This is a genomic window from Epilithonimonas zeae, from assembly GCF_023278365.1.
GTDB lineage: Bacteria > Bacteroidota > Bacteroidia > Flavobacteriales > Weeksellaceae > Epilithonimonas > Epilithonimonas zeae_A.
Map to the genome: position 1 here is coordinate 3867160 of NZ_CP075338.1, position 26622 is coordinate 3893781.

General features: G+C 37.0%; 28 protein-coding genes. 16 read left to right on the top strand and 12 right to left on the bottom strand.

Features of this window, described 5'->3' with window-relative positions:
- Positions 1-11: 11 nt before the first annotated feature.
- Positions 12-857: a hypothetical protein gene (locus tag KI430_RS17640; protein WP_248876189.1), complete on the bottom strand. Its 846-nt coding sequence runs from the start codon at positions 855-857 to the stop codon at positions 12-14.
- 415 nt (positions 858-1272) lie between these two features.
- On the opposite strand from KI430_RS17640, the gene KI430_RS17645 reads away from it, so the two are divergent.
- The gene (locus KI430_RS17645) at positions 1273-3117 is read left to right on the top strand and encodes a chloride channel protein (RefSeq protein WP_248876190.1); all 1845 of its coding nucleotides are present in this window, start codon (positions 1273-1275) and stop codon (positions 3115-3117) included.
- Positions 3118-3134: 17 nt separating this feature from the next.
- Here the strand turns inward: KI430_RS17645 and KI430_RS17650 are convergent, their stop codons facing one another.
- From KI430_RS17650 to KI430_RS17665, 4 genes are read right to left on the bottom strand one after another with little or no spacing between them, the layout of a single operon-like run.
- Positions 3135-3695 (bottom strand): dual specificity protein phosphatase family protein, encoded by a 561-nt coding sequence (locus KI430_RS17650; protein ID WP_248876191.1) that lies wholly within the window; start codon positions 3693-3695, stop codon positions 3135-3137.
- 55 nt (positions 3696-3750) lie between these two features.
- A complete protein-coding gene (gene arr / locus KI430_RS17655; protein ID WP_248876192.1) occupies positions 3751-4200 on the bottom strand; it encodes an NAD(+)--rifampin ADP-ribosyltransferase in 450 nt (149 codons plus the stop codon).
- 41 nt (positions 4201-4241) lie between these two features.
- Positions 4242-5609: a DUF1399 domain-containing protein gene (locus KI430_RS17660; protein ID WP_248876193.1), complete on the bottom strand. Its 1368-nt coding sequence runs from the start codon at positions 5607-5609 to the stop codon at positions 4242-4244.
- Between the two features lie 31 nt (positions 5610-5640).
- Positions 5641-5832, bottom strand: coding sequence for a hypothetical protein (locus KI430_RS17665; RefSeq protein WP_248876194.1), 192 nt, complete (start codon positions 5830-5832; stop codon positions 5641-5643).
- Between the two features lie 249 nt (positions 5833-6081).
- On the opposite strand from KI430_RS17665, the gene KI430_RS17670 reads away from it, so the two are divergent.
- Positions 6082-6228, top strand: coding sequence for a hypothetical protein (locus tag KI430_RS17670; RefSeq protein WP_248876195.1), 147 nt, complete (start codon positions 6082-6084; stop codon positions 6226-6228).
- A gap of 24 nt (positions 6229-6252) precedes the next feature.
- Here the strand turns inward: KI430_RS17670 and KI430_RS17675 are convergent, their stop codons facing one another.
- Positions 6253-7062, bottom strand: a complete 810-nt coding sequence (locus KI430_RS17675; protein WP_248876196.1) for an anti-sigma factor domain-containing protein — start codon at positions 7060-7062, stop codon at positions 6253-6255.
- Position 7063: 1 nt separating this feature from the next.
- Complete coding sequence (locus KI430_RS17680; protein WP_120213776.1) at positions 7064-7540, bottom strand: RNA polymerase sigma factor; 477 nt, start codon at positions 7538-7540, stop codon at positions 7064-7066.
- A 333-nt stretch (positions 7541-7873) separates the two neighbouring features.
- On the opposite strand from KI430_RS17680, the gene KI430_RS17685 reads away from it, so the two are divergent.
- From KI430_RS17685 to KI430_RS17695, 3 genes are all read left to right on the top strand, one after another.
- A complete protein-coding gene (locus KI430_RS17685) occupies positions 7874-8443 on the top strand; it encodes a fasciclin domain-containing protein (protein ID WP_248876197.1) in 570 nt (189 codons plus the stop codon).
- A gap of 78 nt (positions 8444-8521) precedes the next feature.
- Positions 8522-9238, top strand: a complete 717-nt coding sequence (locus tag KI430_RS17690; RefSeq protein WP_248876198.1) for a ferritin-like domain-containing protein — start codon at positions 8522-8524, stop codon at positions 9236-9238.
- A 27-nt stretch (positions 9239-9265) separates the two neighbouring features.
- Positions 9266-10078: a ferritin-like domain-containing protein gene (locus tag KI430_RS17695; protein WP_248876199.1), complete on the top strand. Its 813-nt coding sequence runs from the start codon at positions 9266-9268 to the stop codon at positions 10076-10078.
- 143 nt (positions 10079-10221) lie between these two features.
- On the opposite strand, the gene KI430_RS17700 is transcribed toward KI430_RS17695, so the two are convergent.
- Both KI430_RS17700 and KI430_RS17705 read right to left on the bottom strand, forming a co-directional pair.
- Complete coding sequence (locus tag KI430_RS17700) at positions 10222-10578, bottom strand: PKD domain-containing protein (protein ID WP_248876200.1); 357 nt, start codon at positions 10576-10578, stop codon at positions 10222-10224.
- A gap of 17 nt (positions 10579-10595) precedes the next feature.
- On the bottom strand, positions 10596-11189 hold the full coding sequence (locus KI430_RS17705) for a hypothetical protein (protein WP_248876201.1): 594 nt from the start codon (positions 11187-11189) through the stop codon (positions 10596-10598).
- Positions 11190-11398: 209 nt separating this feature from the next.
- Here KI430_RS17705 and KI430_RS17710 point away from each other — a divergent pair, with 209 nt between their 5' ends.
- Positions 11399-12343 (top strand): lipid A deacylase LpxR family protein, encoded by a 945-nt coding sequence (locus tag KI430_RS17710; protein WP_248876202.1) that lies wholly within the window; start codon positions 11399-11401, stop codon positions 12341-12343.
- 38 nt (positions 12344-12381) lie between these two features.
- Here the strand turns inward: KI430_RS17710 and KI430_RS17715 are convergent, their stop codons facing one another.
- On the bottom strand, positions 12382-12774 hold the full coding sequence (locus KI430_RS17715; RefSeq protein ID WP_248876203.1) for a VOC family protein: 393 nt from the start codon (positions 12772-12774) through the stop codon (positions 12382-12384).
- Between the two features lie 167 nt (positions 12775-12941).
- On the bottom strand, positions 12942-14849 hold the full coding sequence (gene acs / locus KI430_RS17720; RefSeq protein WP_248876204.1) for an acetate--CoA ligase: 1908 nt from the start codon (positions 14847-14849) through the stop codon (positions 12942-12944).
- Between the two features lie 196 nt (positions 14850-15045).
- Between acs and KI430_RS17725 the strand changes: the two genes are divergently transcribed.
- The 8 genes from KI430_RS17725 to argH all read left to right on the top strand — a co-directional run bounded on the left by KI430_RS17725 (position 15046) and on the right by argH (position 23708).
- A complete protein-coding gene (locus tag KI430_RS17725) occupies positions 15046-15624 on the top strand; it encodes a GNAT family N-acetyltransferase (RefSeq protein ID WP_248876205.1) in 579 nt (192 codons plus the stop codon).
- Positions 15617-16810, top strand: a complete 1194-nt coding sequence (locus KI430_RS17730) for an argininosuccinate synthase (protein ID WP_248876206.1) — start codon at positions 15617-15619, stop codon at positions 16808-16810. Before KI430_RS17725 ends, KI430_RS17730 begins: the two co-directional genes overlap by 8 nt.
- 98 nt (positions 16811-16908) lie before the next feature.
- The gene (gene argC, locus KI430_RS17735) at positions 16909-17874 is read left to right on the top strand and encodes an N-acetyl-gamma-glutamyl-phosphate reductase (RefSeq protein ID WP_248876207.1); all 966 of its coding nucleotides are present in this window, start codon (positions 16909-16911) and stop codon (positions 17872-17874) included.
- Positions 17875-17946: 72 nt separating this feature from the next.
- Complete coding sequence (locus KI430_RS17740; protein WP_248876208.1) at positions 17947-19110, top strand: aspartate aminotransferase family protein; 1164 nt, start codon at positions 17947-17949, stop codon at positions 19108-19110.
- Positions 19111-19235: 125 nt separating this feature from the next.
- Complete coding sequence (locus KI430_RS17745) at positions 19236-20195, top strand: acetylornithine carbamoyltransferase (RefSeq protein ID WP_248876209.1); 960 nt, start codon at positions 19236-19238, stop codon at positions 20193-20195.
- 91 nt (positions 20196-20286) lie between these two features.
- Positions 20287-21078, top strand: coding sequence for an acetylglutamate kinase (gene argB, locus KI430_RS17750; protein ID WP_248876210.1), 792 nt, complete (start codon positions 20287-20289; stop codon positions 21076-21078).
- Entirely contained in the window at positions 21053-22135 is a 1083-nt protein-coding gene (locus KI430_RS17755) for a M20 family metallo-hydrolase (RefSeq protein ID WP_248876211.1), read from the top strand. The genes argB and KI430_RS17755 overlap by 26 nt, the downstream gene beginning before the upstream one ends.
- Before the next feature lie 268 nt (positions 22136-22403).
- A complete protein-coding gene (gene argH, locus KI430_RS17760) occupies positions 22404-23708 on the top strand; it encodes an argininosuccinate lyase (RefSeq protein ID WP_248876212.1) in 1305 nt (434 codons plus the stop codon).
- Positions 23709-23812: 104 nt separating this feature from the next.
- On the opposite strand, the gene KI430_RS17765 is transcribed toward argH, so the two are convergent.
- Positions 23813-24274 (bottom strand): Lrp/AsnC family transcriptional regulator, encoded by a 462-nt coding sequence (locus tag KI430_RS17765; RefSeq protein WP_317231436.1) that lies wholly within the window; start codon positions 24272-24274, stop codon positions 23813-23815.
- Between the two features lie 253 nt (positions 24275-24527).
- Between KI430_RS17765 and KI430_RS17770 the strand changes: the two genes are divergently transcribed.
- Both KI430_RS17770 and KI430_RS17775 read left to right on the top strand, forming a co-directional pair.
- Positions 24528-25430 carry an aspartate carbamoyltransferase catalytic subunit gene (locus tag KI430_RS17770; RefSeq protein WP_248876213.1) on the top strand — a complete coding sequence of 301 codons (903 nt, stop codon included), beginning with the start codon at positions 24528-24530 and terminating at the stop codon, positions 25428-25430.
- Positions 25431-25547: 117 nt separating this feature from the next.
- Positions 25548-26621 (top strand): carbamoyl phosphate synthase small subunit, encoded by a 1074-nt coding sequence (locus KI430_RS17775; RefSeq protein WP_248876214.1) that lies wholly within the window; start codon positions 25548-25550, stop codon positions 26619-26621.
- Position 26622: the final 1 nt, after the last annotated feature.

Sequence of the window (26622 nt, forward strand, 5' to 3'; positions counted from 1 at the left end):
GGTTTTTTTGATTAATAATTTTCATTTTTTCTAGAATATTCTGGTGTAAAAACTTCTTCCTGTACTTCCTGCGAATATTTTTTAACCCAATCTTTATAATAATATTCAGCAGAGAGTCGATTATTTTCCAGCTTGTATTTGGCAAAAGGTTTTCCAATTTCAGGAACTTTTTTCAGACCAAAGGTTTTGTTGGTTCCATTATCAAATTTGCAATCCATTTCTCGTGCCCAAATCATTTCAAACTCATTAGAATTGATTTTCCTGATAGGGTAGGTGTACATGCATTGCCCATGATATTCAAAATTCAAAGTGGTTTCCGAGATATGAAGAATGACCAATCCATTTTCCCAGTTTCCGGTAAAATCATTTGAAAGTTGGAAACTCCGAACGAATGAATTGTAATCAAAACCTTCCATCGCATTGATTTTCCACTGATTATTTTCTTTTACAGCTTTCAGATTATAAACCATTCCGTCGCCCCAACTCCAATTATAAGAAACTGATTTACCCTCGTTCTTAAGATTCATAATCCAGATTTTATCAAGGAAATCATCTGGTCTGTCCTGGCAGTTGCACCAAGGATTTGCATCATTTCCGTAGGGTGGCAATTCTCCAACTTTATAAACCAAGGCGCCGGATTTCATTTCTTTATCAATTTTCAATGCGATTTTGTTGTAATTATTAATGAAATCTTCGGTGAATAAATTGGTTTTTCTTAATTCTTCCAATCGTTTTTGATGGGCTGTTTTATCAATTTCTGAATAGACAGAATCATTTTCATTCTTTAATAAAACATCAAAATCCTGACCCTTACTTTCTGTTTCATTCCATTGATAAAGCTTCTTTGTTAATGCCAAAGCGCAATACTATCATTGGACTTGGAATCAATTTTTAATGGATTTTCTGATTGTTCAGGTTTAGGTGATTCCACTTTGTTACAATTCAATAGCAAAACAAGGAAGCTGAATAGAATTATTTTTTTCATTGCGCGTTTTTATATTAAACGAAATTATTTTGTTGTCTCTACACTTTCCACAGTGATTCCCAGTCAAAAACAGTTTGGCTGGAAAGGACAAATGAACAATCATATCAGTATATCGGGATTCTAATTATGAAGGTTTTACGCTTGTAGTCCTTCGTGTCCTTCTGGTAGTATTGATTCTTCTATTGAATTTGCATTGCTAAAATAGTTATTATTTTTTGGTTTAAGTATTCTTGTTAAGCAGATTAAGTTTTCTTTTGATTTGGTATATTTGCATTTAAACTCCCAAAGTGAAGCTTCACAACAAGAAAAAATACCTCAGCTTTTTAAAATTCAAAAGAGATTTCCAGCAATACGGACTGGAGAAAGCGAGGAGCTATGAGATCGTTCTCCATTGGTTGAGTAGCAGAATGAGCAGAAGTCAGTTTCTTCTTCTTTCAGGTATTTTAGTTGGTCTCACAGCTGGTTTGGCGGGTGTGATTTTGAAAACTTTGGTTCACAATATTCATTATTTCATCACGCACAAAGTTCACTTTGAGTATCAGATTTTATTCTACATTATTTTTCCTTTTTTAGGAATCGTGTTGACGACAGTCATAGTGCAGACCATATTCAAAGGGCAGGATAGAAAAGGGATTGGTGCAATTCTTTATGAGATTGCCCAAAATTCAAGCATCGTTTCATCCGTTAAGATGTATTCTCAGATTATCCAAAGTGCAATTACCGTTGGTTTGGGAGGTTCTGCTGGTTTGGAAAGTCCAATTGCCGTTACCGGCGCAGCGATTGGTTCCAATTTCGCGCAAACTTACAGATTGAGTTATAAAGAGAGAACACTTTTATTAGCTGCGGGAGCAAGTGCCGGAATCGCTTCAGCTTTCAATGCACCAATTGCAGGTATTATGTTCGCCTTTGAGATTCTTTTGACAGGAGTGGTTTTTACAGATTTTATTCCGTTGGTTGTGGCGGCGGTTTGTGGGAGTTTATTGTCAAGAATATTACTTCAGGAAGATGTACTGTTTAGATTTTATACAAGAGAAGCTTTCAATTATAAAAATGTTCCTTATTATCTTATTTTAGGAATTGTAACAGGTTTATATGCCAGATATTTTGTAATAATATCTCAGAAAGTTGAGCATTTTATACACAAACTCAAGATGTCACCTTTGCGAAGAGCAATGTTTGGTGGCGCCGTTTTATCATTACTTTGTGTCTTGTTTCCGCCTTTGTTTGGCGAAGGTTATGATACGATTAAAGCCTTTACCAATGGCGAGACGCTTGAGATTATGGAAAACAGTTTGTTCCGATATTTTGAAATCAAGAGTCTTACGGTAATTGTCTTTCTTGTTTTAGTTTTGATTCTGAAAGCTTTTGCTACGCCATTCACTATTTTTAGTGGTGGAAACGGCGGTAACTTCGCGCCGTCTTTATTTGCTGGAGGAACAGCAGGGTTTCTTTTCGCTGTGGTTTGTGAGCAGTTGGGTTTCAAAGAAGTTCCGGTTACCAATTTGGTTTTAGTCGGAATGGCAGGTACAATGAGCGGAGTTCTCTATGCGCCACTCACCGCTATTTTCCTGATTGCCGAATCCAGTTTTGGTTACGATTTGTTCATTCCGTTGATGATTGTTTCGGTAATATCTTATTTGATGGCAAAACGATTTTCGTCCATTTCTCCTGAACTAAAATCTCTGGCAGACGAAGGTAAAATCTTTACCAACAAGCACGATAAGAATCTTTTGTTTTCGCTTAATACCAAAGATTATATTGATTATGAATCTCAGACAATTAATGAAAATGCTTCTGTAGAAGAATTGTTTGAGATGATAAAAAACGGCAATAAAAATACATTTGCTGTGATTGATAATGACAAAAAGCTGAAAGGTATTCTGGATCTGGATGACGTTCGCCCTTATCTCTTCAGCAAAGAAACCGAGTCTCTTTCTCTCCGTAAAATGATGAAAGCACCACCTGCAATCATCAATCCTGAAAATAAAGCACAGGAAATATTACAGATTTTTGATGATACTGGTTTTTGGAATTTGCCTGTTGTAGATAACAACAATCAATTCATTGGGTTTATCTCCAAATCAGCCATATTGATTGGTTATAGACAACTATTGAAATTATATTCTGAATAACAAAATTGTTCAGAAAACTAATGTTTCCTTTTGTGATAATTCAAAAGATACTTTCCTTTCTCAGAGCCTTTGGAAAAATTACCACTTAGTTCCCATAGATAACGGGCATTGGCTCTCGCATCTTCGTTACTGAAGTTTTCATACTCGATTCTGTAGATAGAACTGAATAACCGTGAACGCCCAACACCGTGATGACAATGGATGAGTACAGGATAATTCTTCTTATCATCCATAATCTTCAGAAACTTCTGAACTGTGCTATCTTGTGGAATTTGGTCTGTTGGCAGGTTGAAATAATTAACGTCGGAAATTTTATTTATAGCATTTTCTTCGGCACCAACCTGCTTTTTGGTTTCGGGATTCAGTTCGGTCTGTTCTTCACCGTCGCGTAGGTCGATAACTGTTTTTATTTTATGGTCTTTTAGAAATTCTGGTAATTTGTCAGGTGCAACCACACCAGAGTTATAAACTTTATTTTCTGAGATGGTCACCAGATTGTAACGGGCTTTTTTCTGATAAAAAACGAATCCTGAAATAAAGATCGCTATCATTATAAAAAGAAAAATGATTCTTTTCATTGTTGTACTTTTTAATTTCATAAAGTTTAAAGTTTTGAAATAAATCAATCGTGCATTATTCATCATTTAGAGAATCCACGCCATCATCTTTTAGTTTTGCCAAAGCCGTTTTCATACTTTCTACCTGCTCTTTTGGGTGACCCTTCCAAATGCTGACTTCTCCCACAATTCTGAAAGGTAAAGTAGATCGGTAGGATTTTGTTGGATTACCCGGGAATTTTCTATCCGTCAGATCGGGATCGTCTTCTATATCGCCTGTTGGTTCTACGAGGTAAATTCTTTCACGTCCTTCTCCAACTGCTAGTTCTGCACCCCAAATAGCAGCATCTAATGTAGCGCTGAGAAAAATATACTTGGCGTTTTTTCGCTTTCCAAAATTCGAGGTTTTTCCAGGCTCTATCAGTTGTCCCAGTTGTAGGTCAGCTTTTGTTCCGTGGAAATAGGTTTGGGAAAAAGGAGTTGGATTTCCCAAATTGGGAATATTGTGACGCTCTTCAGTCTCCATTATTTAAATATATTGATTTCTATTTTAAAATTAATTTTACTTTAATCTCCACCACCACATCCACCACAGCTACTGCAAGAACTACCACAACTGCTTCCGCAAGATGAACTGCTACCGCTATCATTTCCAAAATAATTGTTCTTTTCTGTGTAACTTATGACTGGAATAAAAGTGGCTGTCAAAACTGCAGCACCTGTGAGAAAATATTGCCATTGCCAAGCGTCTTGGATCTGCCTTGTTGGGAGAATCTCAGTTTTGTATAAATCAGGAATGGTTTTGGTGGAAAACAGTTTCGTAAGTCTGTTCAGATAATAGATAATTAAAACAATCAAAATTACGGTAATCATCAAAATTTGAAAGACAGGTTTTTCTCTCAGAATTCCGGTTATTAATCGGATGAAACCCAGCAATAATAAACTATTTAAAATAACAAAATTGGTGTAAAACAAGTTTCCGAATTTCTTCGATTTGATAATATACTTTTGAAATGCATCAGCCCATTTTGCAGTATTCGAGAATATAGGTTTATTCATCAATTGTCTTAACAAAGCAGTGTAATGTGTCCTTCCTGATTCTTCCAAGGTTGCGATTACTTGTAACTCTTTTTGCGAATTAAGCTTTTTAGATTTCAACAAATCAATGGTTTTATCTGGGTTGATGAAGATGATGTTTCTATCAATTAATTCGTTGACAGTTCCATTGATGATATTATCAAGTCTTTGAGTCTTTAAATAAACCAATTCATAAGGCTCGAGCCGATAAATAAAAGAATTTTTATCGAAGCCTTTTGTTATATTTTTAAGTTTAATTCGATTATAAAATTCCAGTCCGGCAAATGTCAAAATACTTAAACTAATAAATCCAATGACGAAATAAGGATTGTTGATTTCAATATAAATAGGCTTCAAAAAAAAGTAAAAAGGTACAACAAGAGCAATGAAACCAAGAATACCAAAGACCAAAAAAGTTCTGATTTTGAATCTGGCTTTTTCAAGGTTCAGGCTGTCAAACATACCGGGATAGTCCCAAATACTTTTAGGTTGCTCTCCAAAAACATCAGAATATAGTTTCTGAGTTCTTTCTTTTGCCTGACTGAATTTTTCAAATTCTGCTCTATTGTGTGTCGAAGGAATGTGTTGGATTTGCTTACCAATTAAAGTACAAAAGTTTTGATACGATTGTGTGAAAATCAAGTGCTGATGCCAAACCGTATCTACAATTTCAGATGGAGAAACCATCATCTCAGAAGTAGCTGCCAGATACATAAACTTTTTGTACTCCAGAATCGCCAACTCTGTAAAAGCCTCTGTCCAGAAATTTTCATTGGCAAGACGGGTCGTAAATCCATATTCACTCGGTGGATCGTCAAAATCAAACTGAAGTATCTCGTCCCAAAGTTCTTTGTTCATAAAGTTATGGATAATTTATGCAGTAATACTTCTATTTCTCTGCCTTCTTTCTGAAATTTTTCACCAAAACAAAAGCCGCAAACAAAAGCGTGACTGTATAAAGAATAGCCAAAGCGGGTTTTTCGACAGTCATTGTTTTGAAATCGATTTGTTTGTACAATGCTGAGCCAACAATCAGAGCGACAACAAGCATTGTGAAGATGGGAGCTTTATTATTTTCCATAGTTTAGTTTTAACTTATTAAATTCAAATATACAATTAATAAGAATACATATAGAATCATAAAATCTGCCTATCATTTATATCAATTCTTGTTGGATTGGTAAAAATAAAGAAGCGATGCTCGGCTTGTGTGAGTAGAAGTAAATTACAGACCAGACATTTCGCCTTCACAGCAGACAAAGATTATATCCTGAATCTTGCTGTTATTTCCTCAAAAACAAAAATCTAAAACCTTACAATTTTCTGAAAGATGGCTTGGATAAACCCTATGGGTTTCGCGTGGATGCCCGCTTTAGCGGTTTATTTCAACGATCCGGATGGCAATCAATTGGAATCTATTTCAATTTTAGAAAGTAAAAGTAAACCTGAATTAGATATTATGAAGACCGGCTGGTAAAAAGGTAATGAGTATTAAAATGAATTATATATTCCCAATCACAAACATATTTTCCATTGTTGGAACGGCGCTTCCGCCTTCTTTTTCAAGCGTTATGGCAAATGCCTGAGCATTCGGAATATTAGATAGTGCAATTTTGCTGTCTTTATCTTCAGAATACATTCCCGCACTTACAGGTTTTCCATCTACAATGGCCCAAAGCTGATACTGAGTACCATCTTTTGTTTTTGGGAGGCTATTTGCACTGAGGTAAACATCTTTAGACGCCTTATCCCAATAAACAATAGCTTTAGATTCAGGATGTTTTTCTACACCAGCCAATACGATTTTGATCATATTAGGATTGGAGGATATATCTAATCTTTGTTCCAAATCCTTCATCGCAAGATTCTGAGATTCTTTTTGGGATTGGAGTTCAGCAATCTGTTGTTCGTTTTTGGATTGGATATTCATCCAGAAAAGATTAGCTGCCAAACTGAATAGTAATAAAAGCGATGCCGCAACAGTGATAATCTTCCAGCTATTTATTTTTCTGATTTTACGATCTGGTTCATTTCTTACCTCATTGATATCTGTTGGGATTCCGGAAAGATTGGATTCAATAGTTTGTTCTTGTTGAATTTTGTTCCAAATCTTCGATTTCAAATCAGTGGGAGGTTTTACAGCCTGAGCGGTTGCGAGATCTTCCAATGTTTTTTGTGCTTCTTCGAAAGCCGCTTTTACTTCAGCATTGTTCTTCATCACACACTCCAAAATACCTGCTTCCTCGGGAGAAGCAAAACCTAGAATATAAGATTCTATAATTCCGGATGATATGTATTCTTTAGTGTTCAATTTATTGATAATCTTTTAGCAAGTCCTTTAACTTCATCAGTGCGTTCCTCATTTTGGTTTTTACAGTGCCGAGAGGTATTTTCAGCTTTTCAGATATTTCGTTTTGAGTGAATCCTTGATAATAGGCTAAATTAATCAATTCCTGCTTATCTGTTTCAAGAGTTTCCAACACATTTTTAATTCCGATAAAATCAGATTCTTCATTAGTTGTTGAAAGTTCTGCAGTGTTATATACGAAATCCGGCAGAGGTTGGTTTTTGAGTTCATTCTGAAATCCTTTAGACTTCAGATAATCAATTGCTGTATTTCGGGCGATATTGATCATCCAGGTATAAAAACGACCTTTCGAAGCATCATATTGATGAATCGAATTCCAAATTTTCACAAAAACTTCCTGGATAACATCTTCAGTATATTCTTTGGAGCAGACAATTCGGAGGATAACACCATACAAAGCACCCGAATAGTGATCATACAAATGATGAAAACCATTTTCGTTTTTCTCTCTTAGTAAGACGAGAAGTTGCTCTTCCGAATAGTTTGTTTTGATAAATGACGATTTAGTAATTCAAATGTAACAAAATAAAAGCCAACATAAATAAAATGTGAAAATATTTTTAAATCATTAATTATAATCTATATCTGTTCAAAATTTTTTAAATAAAATATCAATGTATTTTGAATTAATTTAAAAATAATCACCTGATTAACAATGATTTAAAATAAAATGTGAAATTTTTTAAATCCAAAAGACCATCGCTGTCGTAAATCATTTTATCAGTGAATAATATTAATCAAAAAATAAACTAAAATGAACAAACAATCAAAAATCGCAGTGCTGGGAATGATGGCTTTATCATTCGCCTTTAGTGGAAATCTTACTGCACAGACAATGAAGGAAAAAACAGTAATGGTGGGCGGAGCAGCAATGTATCCTTCCAAAAACATTATAGAAAACGCAATGAATTCTAAAGACCACAAGACTTTGGTTGCTGCTGTAAAAGCGGCGGGTTTGGTAGAAACATTGGAAGGCAAAGGACCATTTACGGTTTTGGCACCAACAGATGAAGCGTTCTCAAAATTACCAAAAGGAACAGTTGAAAATCTTGTTAAACCGGAAAATAAAACGATGCTGACAAAAATCCTGACTTATCACGTACTGTCAGGAAAATACAATGCGAAACAAATCTGGGCTGCTGTAAAAGCAGGCAACGGAAAAGCAATGATGAAAACAGTAGAAGGACAAGATGTTACTTTTTGGACAAAAGGTAAAGATCTTTATGTGCGAGATGCTAAAGGTATGGACGCGAAAGTGACTATTGCTGATGTTAACCAGTCCAATGGTGTGATCCATGTGATTGATACGGTTTTGATGCCGTAAGTAGTTGATAAGGCGGCGTAATATTTATGCTGCCTTTTCTGATTTCTTAATAGATACCAAATACTAAAAAATAATATTATGAGAAAAACGATTAATGTATCCAATCAGGGAGTAACCCTAGATACAGGAAGAAGAAACTTTTTAAAATTGAGTGGTGTAGGATTAGCTATTGCTGGACTTACGCTTGTAGGATGTAACGATGATGATATGATCATTGGTGGAAACAACGGTAATGTTTTCGACCTTGGAAAAGGTGATGTCGGAGTTCTTAATTATGCTTATGCTTTGGAACAGCTGGAAGCAGATTTTTATACCAAGGTGGTAAATAATTTTTACTCAGGGATATCCAGTGTGGAAAAGGAACTTTTTACAGATTTGTATCATCATGAGGTAATCCACAGAGATTTCTTCAAAGCGGCAATTGGTGGTGCTGCTCCGAACAGTATTCTTCCAACTTTGGAATTCCAGTATCCTAATGTCAATTTTAGTGATAGAAATTCAGTGCTGGCAACGGCAAAAGCTTTGGAGGATACTGGTGTAGCAGCTTATAACGGCGCAGGAAAATATATTACCAATGCAGATTATCTTGTGATTGCAGGTAAAATAGTTTCTGTAGAAGCAAGACACGCTTCGGCCATCAGAAACCTGATTAAACCTGGTTCGGCAGATTTCTCGGGAGACGATGTAATCGATGCTAACGGGTTGGATTTGGCAAAAGAACCAAAAGATATTGTGATGGCTGCGGGCGGATTTATCAAAACACCATTCACCTGGAAAGAAAGAAACATCGGTTAATTTATTCATCTTTTAAATTCAATTATTATGAACATTCTTAAAATATTAGATAAGCTTTCTGATGACAAATTCTTTACTGCAGAAGCTTCAAGATTAGATGCAATTACAAATATTACCAACTTTGGGAAGAAAGCAGCAGTGGCTGCAATTCCTTTAGGATTAGGTGCCTTAATGACAACACCTGTAAAAGGCGAAACCACAAAAGCTGAATCATCATTTGCTTTCAAGAGTACATTAACAGATGCTTTGCAATTGGCTTTGGTTTTAGAATACCTTGAGGATGAGTACTACAGAATGGGATTAGCAACTTCAGGGCTAATTCCAAATGCTGATAGAATCGTTTTTTCACAGATTTCAAAACACGAGACTGCTCACGTTGCTTTTCTAAAGAGTGCTTTAACATCCTTAGGACAAACACCTGGTGCTAAACCAACCTTTGATTTTACAGCAAAAGGCAATTTCTCGCCGTTTACAGATTACAACCAGTTTTTGATTCTGGCTCAGGCTTTCGAAGATACGGGAGTGCGGGCTTACAAAGGCCAGGCTGGTAATGTAATGTCCAACAAAGATGTGTTGACCGCCGCTTTGCAAATCCATTCGGTGGAAGCAAGACATGCTTCTCAGGTCAGAAGAATGAGAGCAAACAAAGGTTGGATAGAGTTGGCTGATGGTGGTAATATGCCGTCAGCTACTAATCCAGTCTATGCTGGAGAACAAAATACCAATCAGGCAGGCTTCAATACAGCAACTGCTTTTGGGGATAAGGCAGGTTCTGCATCGTACGATGAGCCAATGAGCGGAAGCGATGCACAGACTATTGCATCATTGTTTATTGCATAGACCTTACATAGTATATTTTGGTAAATCATTTTTCAGTTTCGGCTGGGAAATGATTTTTGTTTTAAGGGGAAGTAAAGTTTGGTGTTACTTTCAGTAAAAAATAAAACCGCTTTCCTGGAAACGGTTTTTATTTATTATAGTAATTATTCTACAGTCACAGATTTCTTAGGCGATACCGTACATTTTCCCTTATCCAGATTCACATTGGTTTTTACTTCGTAAGTGCCACTGGTGCTATAAGTGTGTGAAATTGTTTTATTGGTTGTGGTAGTTTTGTTACCATCTCCAAAATCCCACTCTACAGAAGTCAGTGTTTTTTCACCGCTGTAACTTATGGTGAAATCTAACTGCTTTGGATTTGTGGTAGAGATATCGTAATGCATAGAAGTGAGTATAGCTTCGCCAAGACAGTCTACAGCAGCTTCCTCAGCTTTTCTGCAGGAGTTGGTTGTTAGTGCAAAGCAGAAAAATAATAACAGGTAAAAAATTCTTAGTTTCATAATGTGAGATTTTAGTTTTAAAAGGTATAATCTTTAGCGTTGTTGTTTGGAAAGATAACTATCACCTTGTCACTTGGTTTTTCAGAAGTCTGAGAAACAATCGAAGGGTTGGAAGGATACTTCCCGTTCTTATAAGTTAAGGCTTTCCATTGGTCACCATCCTGAAGGTACAGGATCTTCCATCCATTTTTCATCTCAGAATCCACATAGATGGGCGGTCTGATAACCGTGAATTTCGTAATAGGCTGCAGATGGTCATTCAGTAAAATCATAGAGCAGCCTCCTGTTCCACAAAAATAAGGCGTTGAAAAACTCACAAACACTTCCATTTTACCTTCATCGTTGAGGTCGATGGTATTGTAGCGGAATTTCCGATCATTCATCCCAATGGATTTCAGGTCTGCAGGAGTCAAATAGTCGTTAGCAATATAATGGGCTATTTTTTCGGTAATAGCTCTCTGATTGTCAGGCTGAATCTGGGGTTTAGCTGTTACGCTGTCACTCAAGGAGATTTTTTGAGGTTCTGACGATGAGGTTTGCTCCGTTTTACTGCAACTGAATACCGAAACCGTAGCTAGAATTAGTCCTCTAATTATGATACTGTTTTTCATAATCTCAATTTATTCCTCTAAGTTACAAGATTTCGACGATTTCGTTAATGTCTGATGTCATATTTGCGTTAATTTTTATAAATAATAAAACCAATTTCTCAGGAAATTATGATTTCAATTTTAATTAACACAACACCCTTGCTCACACGTTCTGCATTAATTATTTTTACATTTATGATTATTCTGAAATTTTACAAACAGCAAGGTAAATGATGCGGAAGAAACTCATAATGTTGTTGATGCTCAGTACAGTTTCTGCTAAAGCACAGACAAGACCGGCAGAAGTAGGAATCATATTGGATAATGATCTCTATGTTTCCACCGTCAATGATCAATATTATACCAATGGTGTAGAGCTTTTCTATCGCCAGATAATTCCGCATAAAAAAGAAATTGTTAATAAAAAAATCCTCGAGTTCAGGCTGGGGCAGTATATTTACAATCCGCAAACCAATAAGGCTCTGGACTTATCCAAGAATGACCGCCCATTTGCTGGTTATCTTTTTGGAGAAGCAGGTATCAATACATTTTATCAGGATCAGTCGGTTCTCAAGATCGGTACACAACTCGGCTATGTGGGACCCAATGCTTTTGGAGAAGAATTTCAGAAAGGTTTTCATAAACTGTTTGGATACAACAAGATTTACGGATGGAGTCATCAGGTCAAAAATGCTTTGGCGGTTCAGGTAAACGTTTTCTATTCCAAGCAGTTGTTTACGGGGCAGCAACGTTTCGTAGATTTTCATATTCAGACAGAAGGAAGTTTAGGAACTGTTTTCACAGGAGTGAGTGTAGGACCGGTAGTGAGATTAAGCCTGATAAAGTTGATCCCCATTTATAATTCCAACCTCTATGATGGGGCATTGCAGAGCGATAAAAATAAAACTGCCGACCGCGAATTCTACTTCTATATCATGCCAAAACTGAATTACCAAGCCTATGATGCTACAATACAAGGCAGTTTGTTTAATGAGGACAGTCCTGTTACTTTTCCTTTGGAACCGATTCGCTTCAATTCAGAAGCGGGATTCAAATTCCGACGAAACCATTGGAATCTTTCCTACGCCTTCATCTACCGAAGCAAGGAGCTGAAAAACAACGATGTCAAATCCTATTACTACGGTTCTATTGGGATTGGTTATCTCTTATATTAAATAACAAACCGCCTTTTCAAAAGCGGCTCCAATATATTTTATCCCATAGGTGTGCAGACTTCTATCAGGAAACCATCAGGGTCTCTCAGGTAGGCTACAGTTTGTCCCCACGGTTTGATCTTAGGTTTCTCTACAAGCGTGGCACCTGCTGTTATTGCTTTTTCAACAGTAGCTTCTACATCATCTGTTGTGAAACCAATCTCAATCCCAAATGGCTTATTACTCAATTTACTTTCCATAAAGCCTTCGAATAGATTAGATTGTGCTAAAGTGATTGAAGCAAAAGCAAGAGTTGTTTCACCCACCAAAAGTTCAGCGTAATCCTGGTCTGGTGTCACAAATTTTCTCGTGAAACCAAATCCATTCTCATAAAACGAAATGCTTTTCTCTACATCCTGAACGTATAGAATGGTGTAAGCAAATTTTATCATAGTCTTGATTATTTAATTTAACTCAATCCCTGCCGTCACTTCGAATGTTTTTTCCCAGCACAGCGCAGAAAAATTGTATCGAAAACCTTAGTGATTCTTACATCCAACTCTCAATATGCTACTCGAAATGCCAAACAATCATTCATCATTTATAATTCATCATTAATTTAAACTCTCTCATCCTTAATCTCATCCACAATCTCAGGATTCAATAGAGTAGAAGTATCCCCAAAGTTAGAGAAATCGCCTTCAGCAATCTTTCTCAAGATTCGACGCATAATTTTCCCTGATCTTGTTTTCGGTAACCCAGACACAAACTGTATTTTATCCAACTTCGCAATTGGTCCGATCTGTTCAGAAATCAACTGGTTAATTTCTTTTGCCAAGTTCTCTTTGTTTCGGACTTCTCCGGATTCTTTCAGAATGACGAAACCATAAAGAGCATTTCCTTTGATATCGTGCGGGTAACCAACAATCGCAGATTCGGCTACAGCAGGATGCTCATTGATGCTATCTTCAATTGGTGCTGTTCCAAGATTATGCCCGGAAACAATCACAACATCATCCACACGCCCGGTGATTCTGTAATAACCAACCTCATCTCTCAAAGCACCATCCCCAGTGAAATATTTCCCAGGAAATGCAGAGAAATAGGTCTCCTTATAACGCTGATGATCACCCCAAATCGTTCTGGCAATGCCTGGCCAAGGAAAACGGATACAAAGATTCCCGGTGACTTGATTGCCGGAGATTTCGTTGCGTTTATCATCCATCAACACTGGCTGAATTCCGGGTAAAGGCAAAGTCGCATAAGTGGGTTTGGTAGGCGTCACAAAAGGAATTGGTGAGATGAGGATGCCGCCGGTTTCAGTTTGCCACCACGTATCGACAATTGGACATTTTTTCTTGCCGACGTTATCATTGTACCAGTGCCACGCCTCATCATTAATTGGTTCACCAACAGAGCCGATGACTTTCAAAGAATCCAGATTATGTTTCTGAACCCATTCCACACTTTCCTTTGCCAATGACCGAATCGCCGTTGGTGCTGTGTAAAACTGAGTTACCTTATGTTTCTCAATCACTTCCCAGAATCTTCCCGCATCAGGATAAGTTGGCACCCCTTCGAAGATCACTGTTGTTGCGCCATTCAGTAACGGACCGTAAAGAATATATGAGTGCCCCGTAATCCAGCCAATGTCTGCCGTACACCAATAGATGTCATTCTCCTTATAATTAAAAACATTCTTGAACGTGTAAGCCGTATAAACCATATAACCAGCGCAAGTGTGAAGCATCCCTTTTGGTTTCCCTGTAGAACCGGAAGTGTAAAGAATGAACAATGGGTCTTCCGCATCCATAATTACCGTAACAAAATCCGAAGAAGCTTTATCATAATAATCCGACATCCAGTGGTCTCGCCCTTCTTTCATCTTTACATCATTATGTGTTCTTTTAACAACCAAAACATTTTCTACGGTTGGAGCTTTTTCTAAAGCTTCATCCACAATACTTTTCAGGTCAAGGACTTTGTTTCCTCTATAACTTCCGTCTGATGTGATAACCATTTTTGCACCACAGTCATTCACTCTGGAAGCAACAGCCGATGCGGAAAATCCTGCAAATATCACAGAATGAACCGCGCCCAATTTAGCACAGGCCAGCATCGTTATTGCTAATTCCGGAATCATCGGAAGGTAGATGCAGACTCTGTCGCCTTTCTCAACACCCATTTCACGTAGGATATTGGCGGTTTTATTCACTCTTTCATAAAGTTCATTGAAGCTGATATGTTGCGCTTCTTCTTTTGGGTCATTCGGTTCCCAGATGATAGCGGTTTTGTCACCACGCACGGAAAGATGTCTGTCCAGGCAGTTTTTGGTAATATTCAGTTTTGCGTTCTTGAACCATTTGATGTTGGCTTCCTCCATATTATAATCCACGACTTTGGACCAACGTTGATACCACACAAAATTCTCGTCCGCAATCTTGTCCCAAAACTTTTTCGGATTTTTAATAGACTTCTTATACTCCTTAAAATAATCCTGTAAATTCTGAATGTGATAATTTCTCATATATATTTTGATTAGGTTTTTAACTCTTGTTACGTTCAAGCCAATTTACATAAAATTGAGCAAATATGAACTGAATATGACTCAGTTTCAGGATTAAAATTATTGTTAATATAAATTTAACAGATAATATTATCTTTTTAATTTGTTTTATAAAGATAATTATTTCTATTTTTGCATCTTAATTTAGATAATATCAATGAAATTAGAAGTTTCTTCAGAGAAACATTTGGTTTATGTAGAAGAAATCAGAAACGAAATGGAGGATTCTGCGAAAAAACGCGGAACTGGTATCGCAAAACGTTCTTCCGACTATCTGAGCAAAAAAATCTCAGAAGGCAATTCTATTATAGCAATTGACGAAAATGGTACCTGGGCAGGCTTCTGTTACATAGAAACCTGGACAAACGGTGAGTATGTAGCCAATTCAGGATTGATAATTTCGCCTCAATTCAGGAATGCCGGTCTGGCAACTCAGATTAAGGAAAGGATTTTCCAATTATCCCGTGAAAAATATCCGAATGCGAAAATTTTTGGATTGACAACAGGAATGGCGGTGATGAAAATCAACAGCAGTTTAGGTTACAAGCCGGTTATTTATTCTGAACTGACTCAGGATGAACAATTCTGGAATGGCTGTAAAAATTGTGTGAACTACGATATTCTGATGATGAAAGAACGCAAAAACTGTCTTTGTACGGCAATGCTTTTCGTTCCCGAAAATCTGAATCAAGAGAAAAAGAAAAATTTTGAATCCATAAATAATAATAATGAGTAAGAAAGTAGTTTTGGCATTTAGCGGAGGTTTGGACACTTCTTATTGCGCAAAATATCTGAGTGAAACTTTGGCTTATGAAGTTCACGCAGTCACGATTAATACAGGAGGTTTTGATAAGGAAGATGAAGTTTTGCTAAAAGAAAAAGCGGAAAAATTAGGTGTGGCTTCTTACAGGTTTGTTGATGCTTCGGAAAAATATTATAATGATTGTGTCAAGTATTTGATTTTTGGTAACGTTTTGAAAAACAATACTTATCCATTGTCTGTGAGTGCGGAAAGGACGATTCAGGCGCAGACGATTGCGGAAGTAGCTTTGGAAATCGGAGCGGATGCGATTGCGCATGGAAGCACAGGAGCAGGAAATGACCAAGTTCGTTTTGATTTGATGTTCCAGGTAATGTGTCCGAAAATAGAAATCATCACACCAATTCGTGATTTGAGTTTGTCACGTGAAGATGAAATCCAATTTTTGAAAAATCACAATTACGAAATGGATTTTGACAAAGCAAAATATTCCATTAACAAAGGACTTTGGGGAACTTCGGTTGGTGGAAAAGAAACTTTGACATCTCAGAATTACCTTCCGGAAGAAGCATTTCCTTCTCAAATCGAGAAAACAGAGCCTTCTCCATTGGAAATCGAGTTCAAAAACGGAGAATTGTTTTCTGTAAATGGCGAGATGTTTTCTCATCCGGTTTTGGCGATTCAGAAGATTGAGGAATTAGCTTCTCCTTATGGAATCGGTCGTGATATCCACGTCGGAGATACGATTGTCGGCATCAAAGGACGTGTCGGTTTCGAGGCTGCTGCAGCGTCAATCATCATCAAAGCGCATCATTTGCTGGAGAAACACACTTTATCAAAATACCAGCAGACGATAAAATCACAGTTGTCGGATTGGTACGGAAACTGGCTTCACGAAGCGCTTTTCCTTGACCCGGTAATGAGAAATATCGAATCATTTTTGCAGGATTCTCAGAAAACCGTTAATGGAAAGGTATTCATCACGCTTCATCCGTATCGTTTCATTCTGAACGGAATCGCGTCTGAAAATGATTTGATGTCTTCAAAATTTGGAAGTTACGGCGAAGAAAATCTCGCTTGGAGTGGCGAAGATGTGAAAGGTTTTACAAAAATCCTTAGCAATTCGCTCAATATATATCATCAAGTTAACAAATTAAATTAAAAATTTTTGCTGAGCGTAAGCACCTTTGCGAACCTTAAAACAGTTAGTAGTTAAAAAATCTTTGCGCTCTTTGCGTTCAAAAATATTAAAAAATAAAAATGAAAAAATCAGTTGGAATTATCGGAGCCAACGGTTACACAGGAAGCGAACTTGTTCGATTGCTGGCTTTTCATCCGAATATAGAATTAAAGTTTTTGTTCAGCCGTTCCAATTCCGGAGTGAAGATTTCAGAATTATATCCGGATTTGGATTCAATTTGCGATTTGGTTTTGACGAAGGAAATTTCACAAACCGACATTCTTTTCCTTTGCCTACCTCATAAAGAAAGTCAAAATTGGCTGAACGAAAACAAAGTGTCAGAGGAAACTTTGATTATTGATTTAGGAAACGATTTTCGATTGGATGGTGATTTTGGAAACAGAAATTTTATCTACGGTTTGCCGGAAATTTTTTTTAATGAAATCCAGAATTCGAAAAGTATTGCTAATCCGGGATGTTTTGCGACTGCGATTCAGTTGGCATTATTGCCTTTAGCGAAAGAAAATCTGTTGAAAGATGTTTACACAACGGGAATCACTGGTTCAACCGGAGCTGGACAGTCGTTGCAGGCGACAACGCATTTCACTTGGAGAAATGACAATATTTCCGCTTACAAAACCTTGAATCATCAGCACGTTGATGAGATTTTAAAACAAGTCAATTCGCTGAATAATCAAGAAGTAGAGCTCAATTTTGTTCCGTGGCGCGGCGATTTTGCAAGAGGGATTTTCACAAGCTCTATTATCGGATGTGATTGGGAATTGGAGAAGATTTACTCTTTATATAAAGACTTTTACAAGGATTCATCTTTTGTGAAAGTTTCAGAAAAACCGATTGATATGAAACAAGTTGTTAATACCAATTTCTGCGTCATACAAATAGAAAAACAAGGAAACAAAATAGCAGTCCATTCTGCAATCGACAACCTTCTGAAAGGAGCATCAGGACAAGCTGTTCAAAATATGAATATTGCCAATGGCTGGGAACAAAATTTAGGCTTGAATTTAAAACCTTTAGCATTCTAAACTTCGCGACTTAAAAGCAGTTTGAAATTAAAAAAAATCTTTGCGCTCTTTGCGTTAAAAATAAAAAGTAAAATGAATTTATTCAACGTATATCCACTCTTCAACATCAATCCAGTAAAAGCCCAAGGTTCTTTTCTCTGGGACGAAAACGGTCAGCAATATCTCGATTTTTATGGCGGTCACGCTGTGATTTCCATTGGTCATAATCATCCGCATTATGTTGAAAGGTTGAAAAATCAATTGGAGAAAATCAGTTTTTATTCCAATTCTGTGGAGAACAAGATTCAGCAAGAACTGGCTGAGAAATTGGGATTATTGTCTGGGTACGAAGATTACTCGTTGTTCTTATGCAATTCCGGAGCGGAAGCGAATGAAAATGCTTTGAAGCTGGCTTCATTTCATAACGGGAAAAAGAAAGTGGTTTATTTCTCAGAAGCTTTTCACGGACGAACTTCTGCCGCAGTTGCCGTAACAGACAATACAAAAATTGTTGCGCCAGTCAACGAATCTGAAAATTTTGTCAAATGTGAATTCAATAATTCAGAAGAATTGGAGAAGATTTTTGCAGAAAATCAAAACGAAATTTCTGCTGTGATTGTAGAAGGAATCCAAGGTGTTGGTGGAATCAATTTATTGACGGAAGATTTCATTTTAAAGATTGAAAAATTGTGCAAAGAAAACAATTCGATTTTGATTTTGGACGAGGTTCAGTCAGGTTACGGACGTTCCGGGAAATTCTTTGCGCATCAGGAATTTGACATCAAACCGGATTTGATTACAGTTGCCAAAGGAATGGGAAATGGCTTTCCGATGGGTGGCGTTTTGATTAGCCCAAAATTCGAAGCGAGTTACGGATTATTGGGGACCACTTTTGGAGGAAATCATTTGGCTTGCGTCGCTGGTTTAGCGGTTTTGGAAGTCATCGAAAAAGAAAATTTAATCCAAAATTCAGAAAAAATAGGAGCTTATATCGAAGAAAAAATCAAACATTTTCCTCATATCAAAAACATCAAAAGGCGCGGTCTGATGATTGGAATTGAGCTCGACCAAGCTTGTGCAGATGTCAGGAAAGCATTGCTGTTTGAGCATTTTATTTTCACGGGCAATGCCAATGACAAGAATGTTCTGCGGATTTTACCGGCGCTTAACATTTCGGAAAAAGAATCCGATTTGTTCATCAATGCTTTAGAAAAAACTTTGAAAGCAATTGATGTAGAAATAGTAGAATTAAAATAATGCAAAGGCACAAAAAGTCAATAATTATAATGTTGTAAAGTCGCAAAAACGGTATGTTGAAATTTGCGACTTATAAAAGTTGAATTACACAAATAATTAGCGCCTTTGCGATAAAATTAAATAAAATGAAAAATTTCACTTCGGTTTACGATATAGATAATTTGCAGGAAATCATTGCAAAAGCTCTAAAAATAAAAAAAAATCCATTAGAAAATCCAACCAAAGGAAAAGGAAAAACGATTGGTTTGGTTTTTCTCAATTCAAGTCTCAGAACAAGATTAAGTTCACAAATCGCCGCTCAGAATTTGGGACTGAATGTCCTGGTTCTCAATGCTGCACAAGAAGCCTGGAATCTGGAATTTGCTGACGGAACCATAATGAACGGCGATACAGTCGAACACATCAAAGATGCGATAGAAGTTCTGAATCAGTATTGCGATATCATTGCCGTGAGATGTTTTGCGGGAATGAAAAACAAGGAAGACGACGTGAATGAAAGCATTCTCAGTCAATTTCTGAAACACGCTAAAGTTCCTGTTGTTTCTCTGGAATCTGCGACTCGGCATCCATTGCAAAGTTTGGCGGATTGCATAACGATTACAGAAAACTGGAAGGAAGATAGAAAACCTAAAGTCGTTTTGACTTGGGCGCCTCATATCAAACCTATTGCACAGGCTGTCGGCAATTCTTTCACAGAATGGATACAACAGATGGATGTTGACTTTGTGATTACCAATCCGGAAGGCTATGATTTGGACAAAAATTTCACAAAAGCAACACCTGTGATTCACAATCAGGACGAAGCGTTGAAAGATGCGGATTTTGTTTATGTGAAAAATTGGTCTTCGTTTGATGATTATGCAAAAGTGCTGGAAGTTGAAGATAATTGGATGTTGACGAATGAAAAATTAGAATTAACCAATCAAGCGAAAGTTATGCATTGTCTGCCGGTTCGTAGAAATCTGGAACTGAGCGATGAAGTAATGGATGGCGAAAACTCAGTCATTTATCAGCAGGCTAAAAACAGAATATTTTCTGCACAAGCGGTTTTCAGTGAAATTTTAGACGAATTAAATAAAAATTAGAATAAATATTTGCTGATCGTAAGCGCCTTTGCGAACCTTAAAATATTTTCAATAATTAATAAAAACCTTTGCGCTCTTTGCGTTAAAAAAAATGCAAAAACTATATATCATAAAAATTGGCGGAACTCTTATCGATGACAAAAAATCATTGAAGGCTTTCCTTGAACAATTTTCAAAAATCAAAGGCGCTAAAATCCTGATTCACGGCGGTGGAAAAATTGCTGAAACTTTAGCTGAAAAGTTAAAAATAAGGCAAACAATGATTGACGGACGAAGAATCACGAATAAGAAAACTTTGAAACTCGTAACGATGGTTTATGCGGGCAGAATCAACAAAAACATCGTGGCAAAACTGCAAAGTTTCGATTGCAATGCGATTGGATTTTCTGGTGCAGACGGTAACGTCATCAAAGCCGAAAGAAGACAACATCCGGAAATTGATTTTGGATTTGTTGGCGACATCAATGAAAAAAGTATCAATCACGAATTGATTATTAATATAATAAATCTGGGTCTGGTTCCGGTGTTTTCTGCAATCACTCACGATAAAAAAGGAAATCTGTTCAACACCAATGCAGACACGATTGCCGGAACTATCGCTCAGGCTTTATCAAAATATTTCGATACAGAATTGCTGTTCTGTTTCGATAAAAATGGGGTTTTGGAAAATATTGAAGACGAAAATTCAAATTTGAAAACAATCAACAAACAAGAATTTTCTGAATTAAAATCCCAAGGAAAGCTACACAAAGGGATTTTACCAAAATTAGAGAATGCTTTCAAGGCCAAAGAAAATGGCGTTCAGAAAGTGGCTTTAATCAAAGAAGAAAAATTATCAGACCAAATAAAACTACGAAATGAAGGAACTGAAATCTGTCTTTAGCAGAGAAGAATTAACGGAAAATGCAGTCAAATTGCTGAAAAAACTCATTGCAACGCCCTCTATGAGCCGAGACGAATATAACGTTTCGCTCATCATAGAAGGATTTTTCAATGAGCATCAGTTAACTGTCAACCGATTCAAAAATAACATTTGGGCAACCAACAAACATTTTGATGCAGGCAAACCTTCAATTCTTCTTAATACGCATCACGATACGGTAAAACCGAACAAAGCTTATACTTTGGACCCGTTTATTCCTGTAGAGAAAGATGGGAAATTATTTGGTTTGGGAAGTAACGATGCAGGCGCGTCTTTGGTGGCGATGGCGCAGACATTTCTGTATTTTTATGAAGCTGAAGATTTGACTCATAATCTGGTAATTGCTCTGACAGCTGAGGAAGAAATCTCTGGTTTGGACGGTATCGAGGCCTTGTTCCCACAACTCCCGAATGTAGAATTAGCAATCGTAGGCGAACCAACCAAAATGAATCTTGCTATCGCTGAAAAAGGTTTATTGGTGATTGATGGTGAAATGACCGGAACGCCTTCTCACGCCGCGCATCCTAACAATGACAATGCGATTGTGAAGTGTATGCAGGATTTGCAGAATATTTTAGATTTCAAATTTCCAAAAGTTTCCGATTATCTGGGTGAAGTGAAAGTGACTTTGTCGGTTATCAATGCGGGAACTCAGCATAACGTAGTTCCGGAAAAATGTCAATTCACTTTGGACGTGCGTGTGACAGACGAATACACGAACCGGGAAGTTTTCGAAATCATCCAGTCCCAGATGAAATCGAAACTCACGCCGAGGTCATTCCGTCTCAATTCCTCAAAAATAGAGGTCAGTCATCCGTTTGTTCAGGCTGGATTGGCGTTGGGAAGGACAACTTACGGTTCACCGACATCTTCCGACCAGGCGATTATTCCGTGCACGTCGGTCAAGTTGGGCGTTGGCGAAAGTCTGCGTTCTCACACTGCGGACGAGTTTGTTTATATCGACGAAATCCGAGAAGGCATCGATATTTACATCAAAATATTAGAAAAAATATTATAAATAATTTTAAAGGTTTGGGCAGCTTAATCCGCCTTCCGCTCCCAATCTTTTTTGCTGACAATTTCAGTTTGAATAGAACTTTAAGGTTGGCAAAAAAGGATTTCCGCTCAAGTCGGGCTGCGCTTCGCAAAGTTGAAGATTTGTCTTCAATTAAAAAGAATTTTAAAAGTTAATCTTAGCTGGGCGTCAGCGCCTTTGCGAACCTTTGTTTTCAATAAAATAAAAAATCTTTGCGCGCTTTGCGTTCAAAATATCAAAATATTACAGAATGAAAAAAATCTGGCAAAAAGACAATACAAAAACCAATGATTTGGTCAACCAATTCACAGTCGGGAAAGACCTGGATTTTGACGACAGATTAGCAAAATACGATGTGTTGGGTTCTATTGCTCACGCAAAAATGCTGGCAGAAGTTGGTTTGATTCGTTTGGATGAAGAGCAGGCGATTGTTGCAGTTTTGGAAGAAGTTCTTATCGACATCGAAAAAGGAAGCTTCGAAATTGATAAATCGGCAGAAGATATCCATTCACAAATCGAAACGATTCTCATCGAGAAACTTGGCGAAACTGGGAAAAAAATTCACACCGCAAGGTCAAGAAATGACCAGGTTTTGACGGATATAAAACTATATTTATTAGATGAAATCAGAGAAATCACTGAACTGACGAATTCGTTTTTTCAAATACTGAAAGACAAAGCGAATCAGCATAAAGATGTTTTGTTGCCGGGTTACACACATTTGCAGGTGGCGATGCCTTCGTCTTTTGGGTTGTGGTTTGGCGCATATGCAGAATCTCTAGTTGACGATTTAGAATTATTGTTTGCAACGAAGAATATCATTAATAAAAATCCATTGGGTTCGGCTGCCGGTTACGGTTCATCTTTCCCGATTGACAGAGAGAGTACAACTTATAAATTAGATTTCAGAACACTGAATTATAATGTAGTTTATGCACAAATGACTCGAGGAAAGTCGGAAAAATTATTGGCTAATTCTTTATCGGTTTTGGCTGGAACTTTGTCTAAATTTTCTTACGATGTTTGTCTTTACTTAAGTCAGAACTTCGATTTCATAAGCTTTCCTAAAGAATTTACAACGGGAAGCAGCATTATGCCACACAAGAAAAATCCTGATATTTTTGAATTGGTAAGAGCAAGATGTAATAGAATTCAAGGATTGCCAAACGAATTGATTTTGGTGACAAACAATCTGCCGTCAGGTTATCACAGAGATTTGCAGTTGACCAAAGAAATTCTGTTTCCTGCCATTGATTCTTTAAAAGAATGTCTCGAAATTTTGATTTACACACTTCCGAATATAGAAGTGAAGGACAATGTTCTAGACGATGAAAAATATAAATACATCTTCAGTGTAGAAAAAATCAACGAAGAAGTGAAGAACGGAAAATCATTCCGAGATGCTTACATTCAAATCGGACAAGAAATTGAAAACGACCTTTTCGAATACGATTACAAAGAGCTGAATCATTCTCACCAAGGCAGTTTAGGAAACCTTTGTCTCGGCGAAATCGAATATCAGTTTAATAAAGTTAGAGATAAGTTATTAGGATAAAATTAAAATAATATTGAATTTGTTTCTCGCTGATCACGCAAATTTTGCAGATAATTTATCTTGAAAATTTGCTGAATTTGCAAAATCTACGAGAGATTTGAAAATTAATCCAGTTTAAACTTAGTCGTCTTTTTAACTTCGGCTAGAACAATAGAACTGTGATATTGCCCGATATGCGGTCCGTTTGAAATCACATTTACCGTGAAATTATTATAAGAATTGATGTCGTTTGCAAGAATTTTCAGCATATAATCATATTCGCCGGAAAGACTGATGATTTCCTGTACTTCATCGTATTTGGAAATATAATCTTCGAATTCTTTCAGTGTTTTTTGAGACTGTTCTTTCAGGCGGATATTGCAATAAACCACGATGTTGATGCCGAGTTTTTCTCGGTTCAAAATCGCAACATATTTTTCTACAACGCCTTGTTTTTCAAGGTTTTTGATTCTTTCATAAGTTGGCGTGAAAGTGAGTCCGATTTTTTCGGAAATTTCTTTTACAGATAACGTAGAATCCTCTTGTAGAAGCGAAAGTATTAATTTGTCTTTTTTATCCAATCCCATAATGGCAAATCATTCTTTCAAATGTAAAGAAAATTTTTGATTGTAAAAATTTTAGAGCAGAAGTTCATTCATTTAACATAAAAAATTATGAATAAGATTTCATAGTATAGAAAATATTGGTATCTTTGCACCCAATGAATCTGGTACAGAATTTAGCGATAGAAACAATTGGCAAATTTGCCGACAACAACAATATTTTTTATATTTAACGAAGTCTTTTAGGCTTCGTTTTTTTTATTTAAAAATTTGAGATATGATTAAACTTTCCCGCACCTCTACAGAGAGTATAGAGAAAATTTTACAAGAAGCACAACAGTTTGCAGATGGAAAAATCAGCAAAATTGATGGTGATGTTTTCGCAGCGAATCTCTTTTTTGAGAACAGCACAAGAACCAAAACAAGCTTTGAAGTCGCTCAGAAAAAGCTGGGACTTCACGTTATCGACTTCGAAGTTGATAAAAGCTCGATTGCTAAAGGCGAAACAATGTTGGATACGATTAAAACTCTGGAAGCAATTGGTGTAGAATTAGCGGTTATCAGACATTCGGAAAAGCGTTATTATGATGCTTTGCAAGACGCAAAATTAAGCATCGTCAATGCTGGTGACGGCGTGGGAAGTCATCCTTCACAAGCGATTTTGGATGCGCTGACAATCATTCAGGAATTTGGAAAAATCGAAGGTCTTAAAATCGGAATTGTAGGCGATGTGAAACACAGCCGTGTCGCAAATTCTGATGCAGGATTATTCAGAAGATTGGGTGCGAAAGTTTATTTCTCCGGGCCAGAATTTTGGTTTGACGAAGGAATGCTGGTGAACGGAACTTATTTGCAATTCGATGATCTTGTAAAAGAAGTGGATGTTTTGATTTTATTGAGAATCCAGCACGAGCGTCACGAGAGAAACTTCAATTTCAAATCTGAGGATTATTTGAAGAAATTCGGATTGACAAAAGAAAGAGAAGCGAAAATGAAACCGACATCCATCATTATGCACCCGGCGCCAATTAACAGAGGTGTGGAAATTGATTCGGAATTGGTTGAATGCGAAAGGTCTAGAATCTTTAAGCAAATGCAGAACGGTGTTTTTGCGAGAATGGCAATCCTTAAATATGATTTAGAAAACAGAGGATTCAAATTCATCGACTCCAAAAATTAAAATATTGATTCACGCTTTTCGGGCGTGTTTTTTTTGAGATAAAAAGAAAGGAAGAGAGAAGCAGGGGGATGGAAGACTCTAACATCCATCCTCCAGCTTCCAACATAAAAAGTAAAAATGAAAAAGAAATTAATATTAGAATCCGGAGAAGTTTTTCACGGAACAGGATTCGGAGCAGAGCAGGAAACTGCTGGAGAAGTGGTTTTCAACACAGGAATGACAGGTTATCAGGAACTGATTTCCGACCCGAGTTACTGCGGACAAATCGTTTGTATGACTTATCCTTTGATTGGAAATTACGGAATTAATCGTGATGATTACGAAAGTATTGAACCAGCAATCAAAGGACTAATTGTGAAGGAATTGTGCGATTTGCCCTCCAATTTCAGAACTCAAATCACTCTGGACGAATTGTTCAAAAAGAAAAACTTGTCGGGAATTTCAGGAATTGATACCAGAAGACTGACAAGAATCCTAAGAAGTAAAGGTGTTACGAAAGGAAAAATAGTGAATACAGATGTGGATGAAAAAGCAGTAATCGAAGAACTAAAGGCGACTAATTTTCCGACCAATCAAGTAGAGCAAGTTTCAACAAAAACGCCTTACGCCAGTCCGGGAAGAGGATTGAAAGTTGTCTTGGTAGATTTTGGGTCCAAATTGGGAATCATCCGCGAATTGTCTCAAAGAAACTGCGATATCATCGTAATGTCCCACGATACAACTGCCGAGGAAATTCTTCTGATGAATCCAGACGGCATAATGCTTTCCAACGGTCCCGGCGACCCGGAAGATAATGCGGAGGCTTTGGTAATGATTCAGAAATTGTTGGGAAAAGTTCCGATTTTTGGGATTTGTCTAGGTCATCAATTGATTGGTCTGGCTTGTGGAGCAAAAACTTACAAACTGAAATTCGGACATAGAGGTGGAAATCATCCTGTTTTGGATTTAGAGAAAAACAAAGTTGCAATCACTTCGCAAAATCACGGTTACGCGATTGACCAGGAATCTTTGAAAAATACAGATTTGGTAGAAACCCATATCGCTCTGAATGACAGAACAAACGAAGGAGTGAAACACAAAATCCATCCTTGTTTTTCAGTTCAATACCATCCAGAAGCAAGTCCGGGTCCTGAGGATGCGAATTATCTTTTTGATGAGTTTGTAGAATTAATGGAAAATTTTAAAAAGTAAT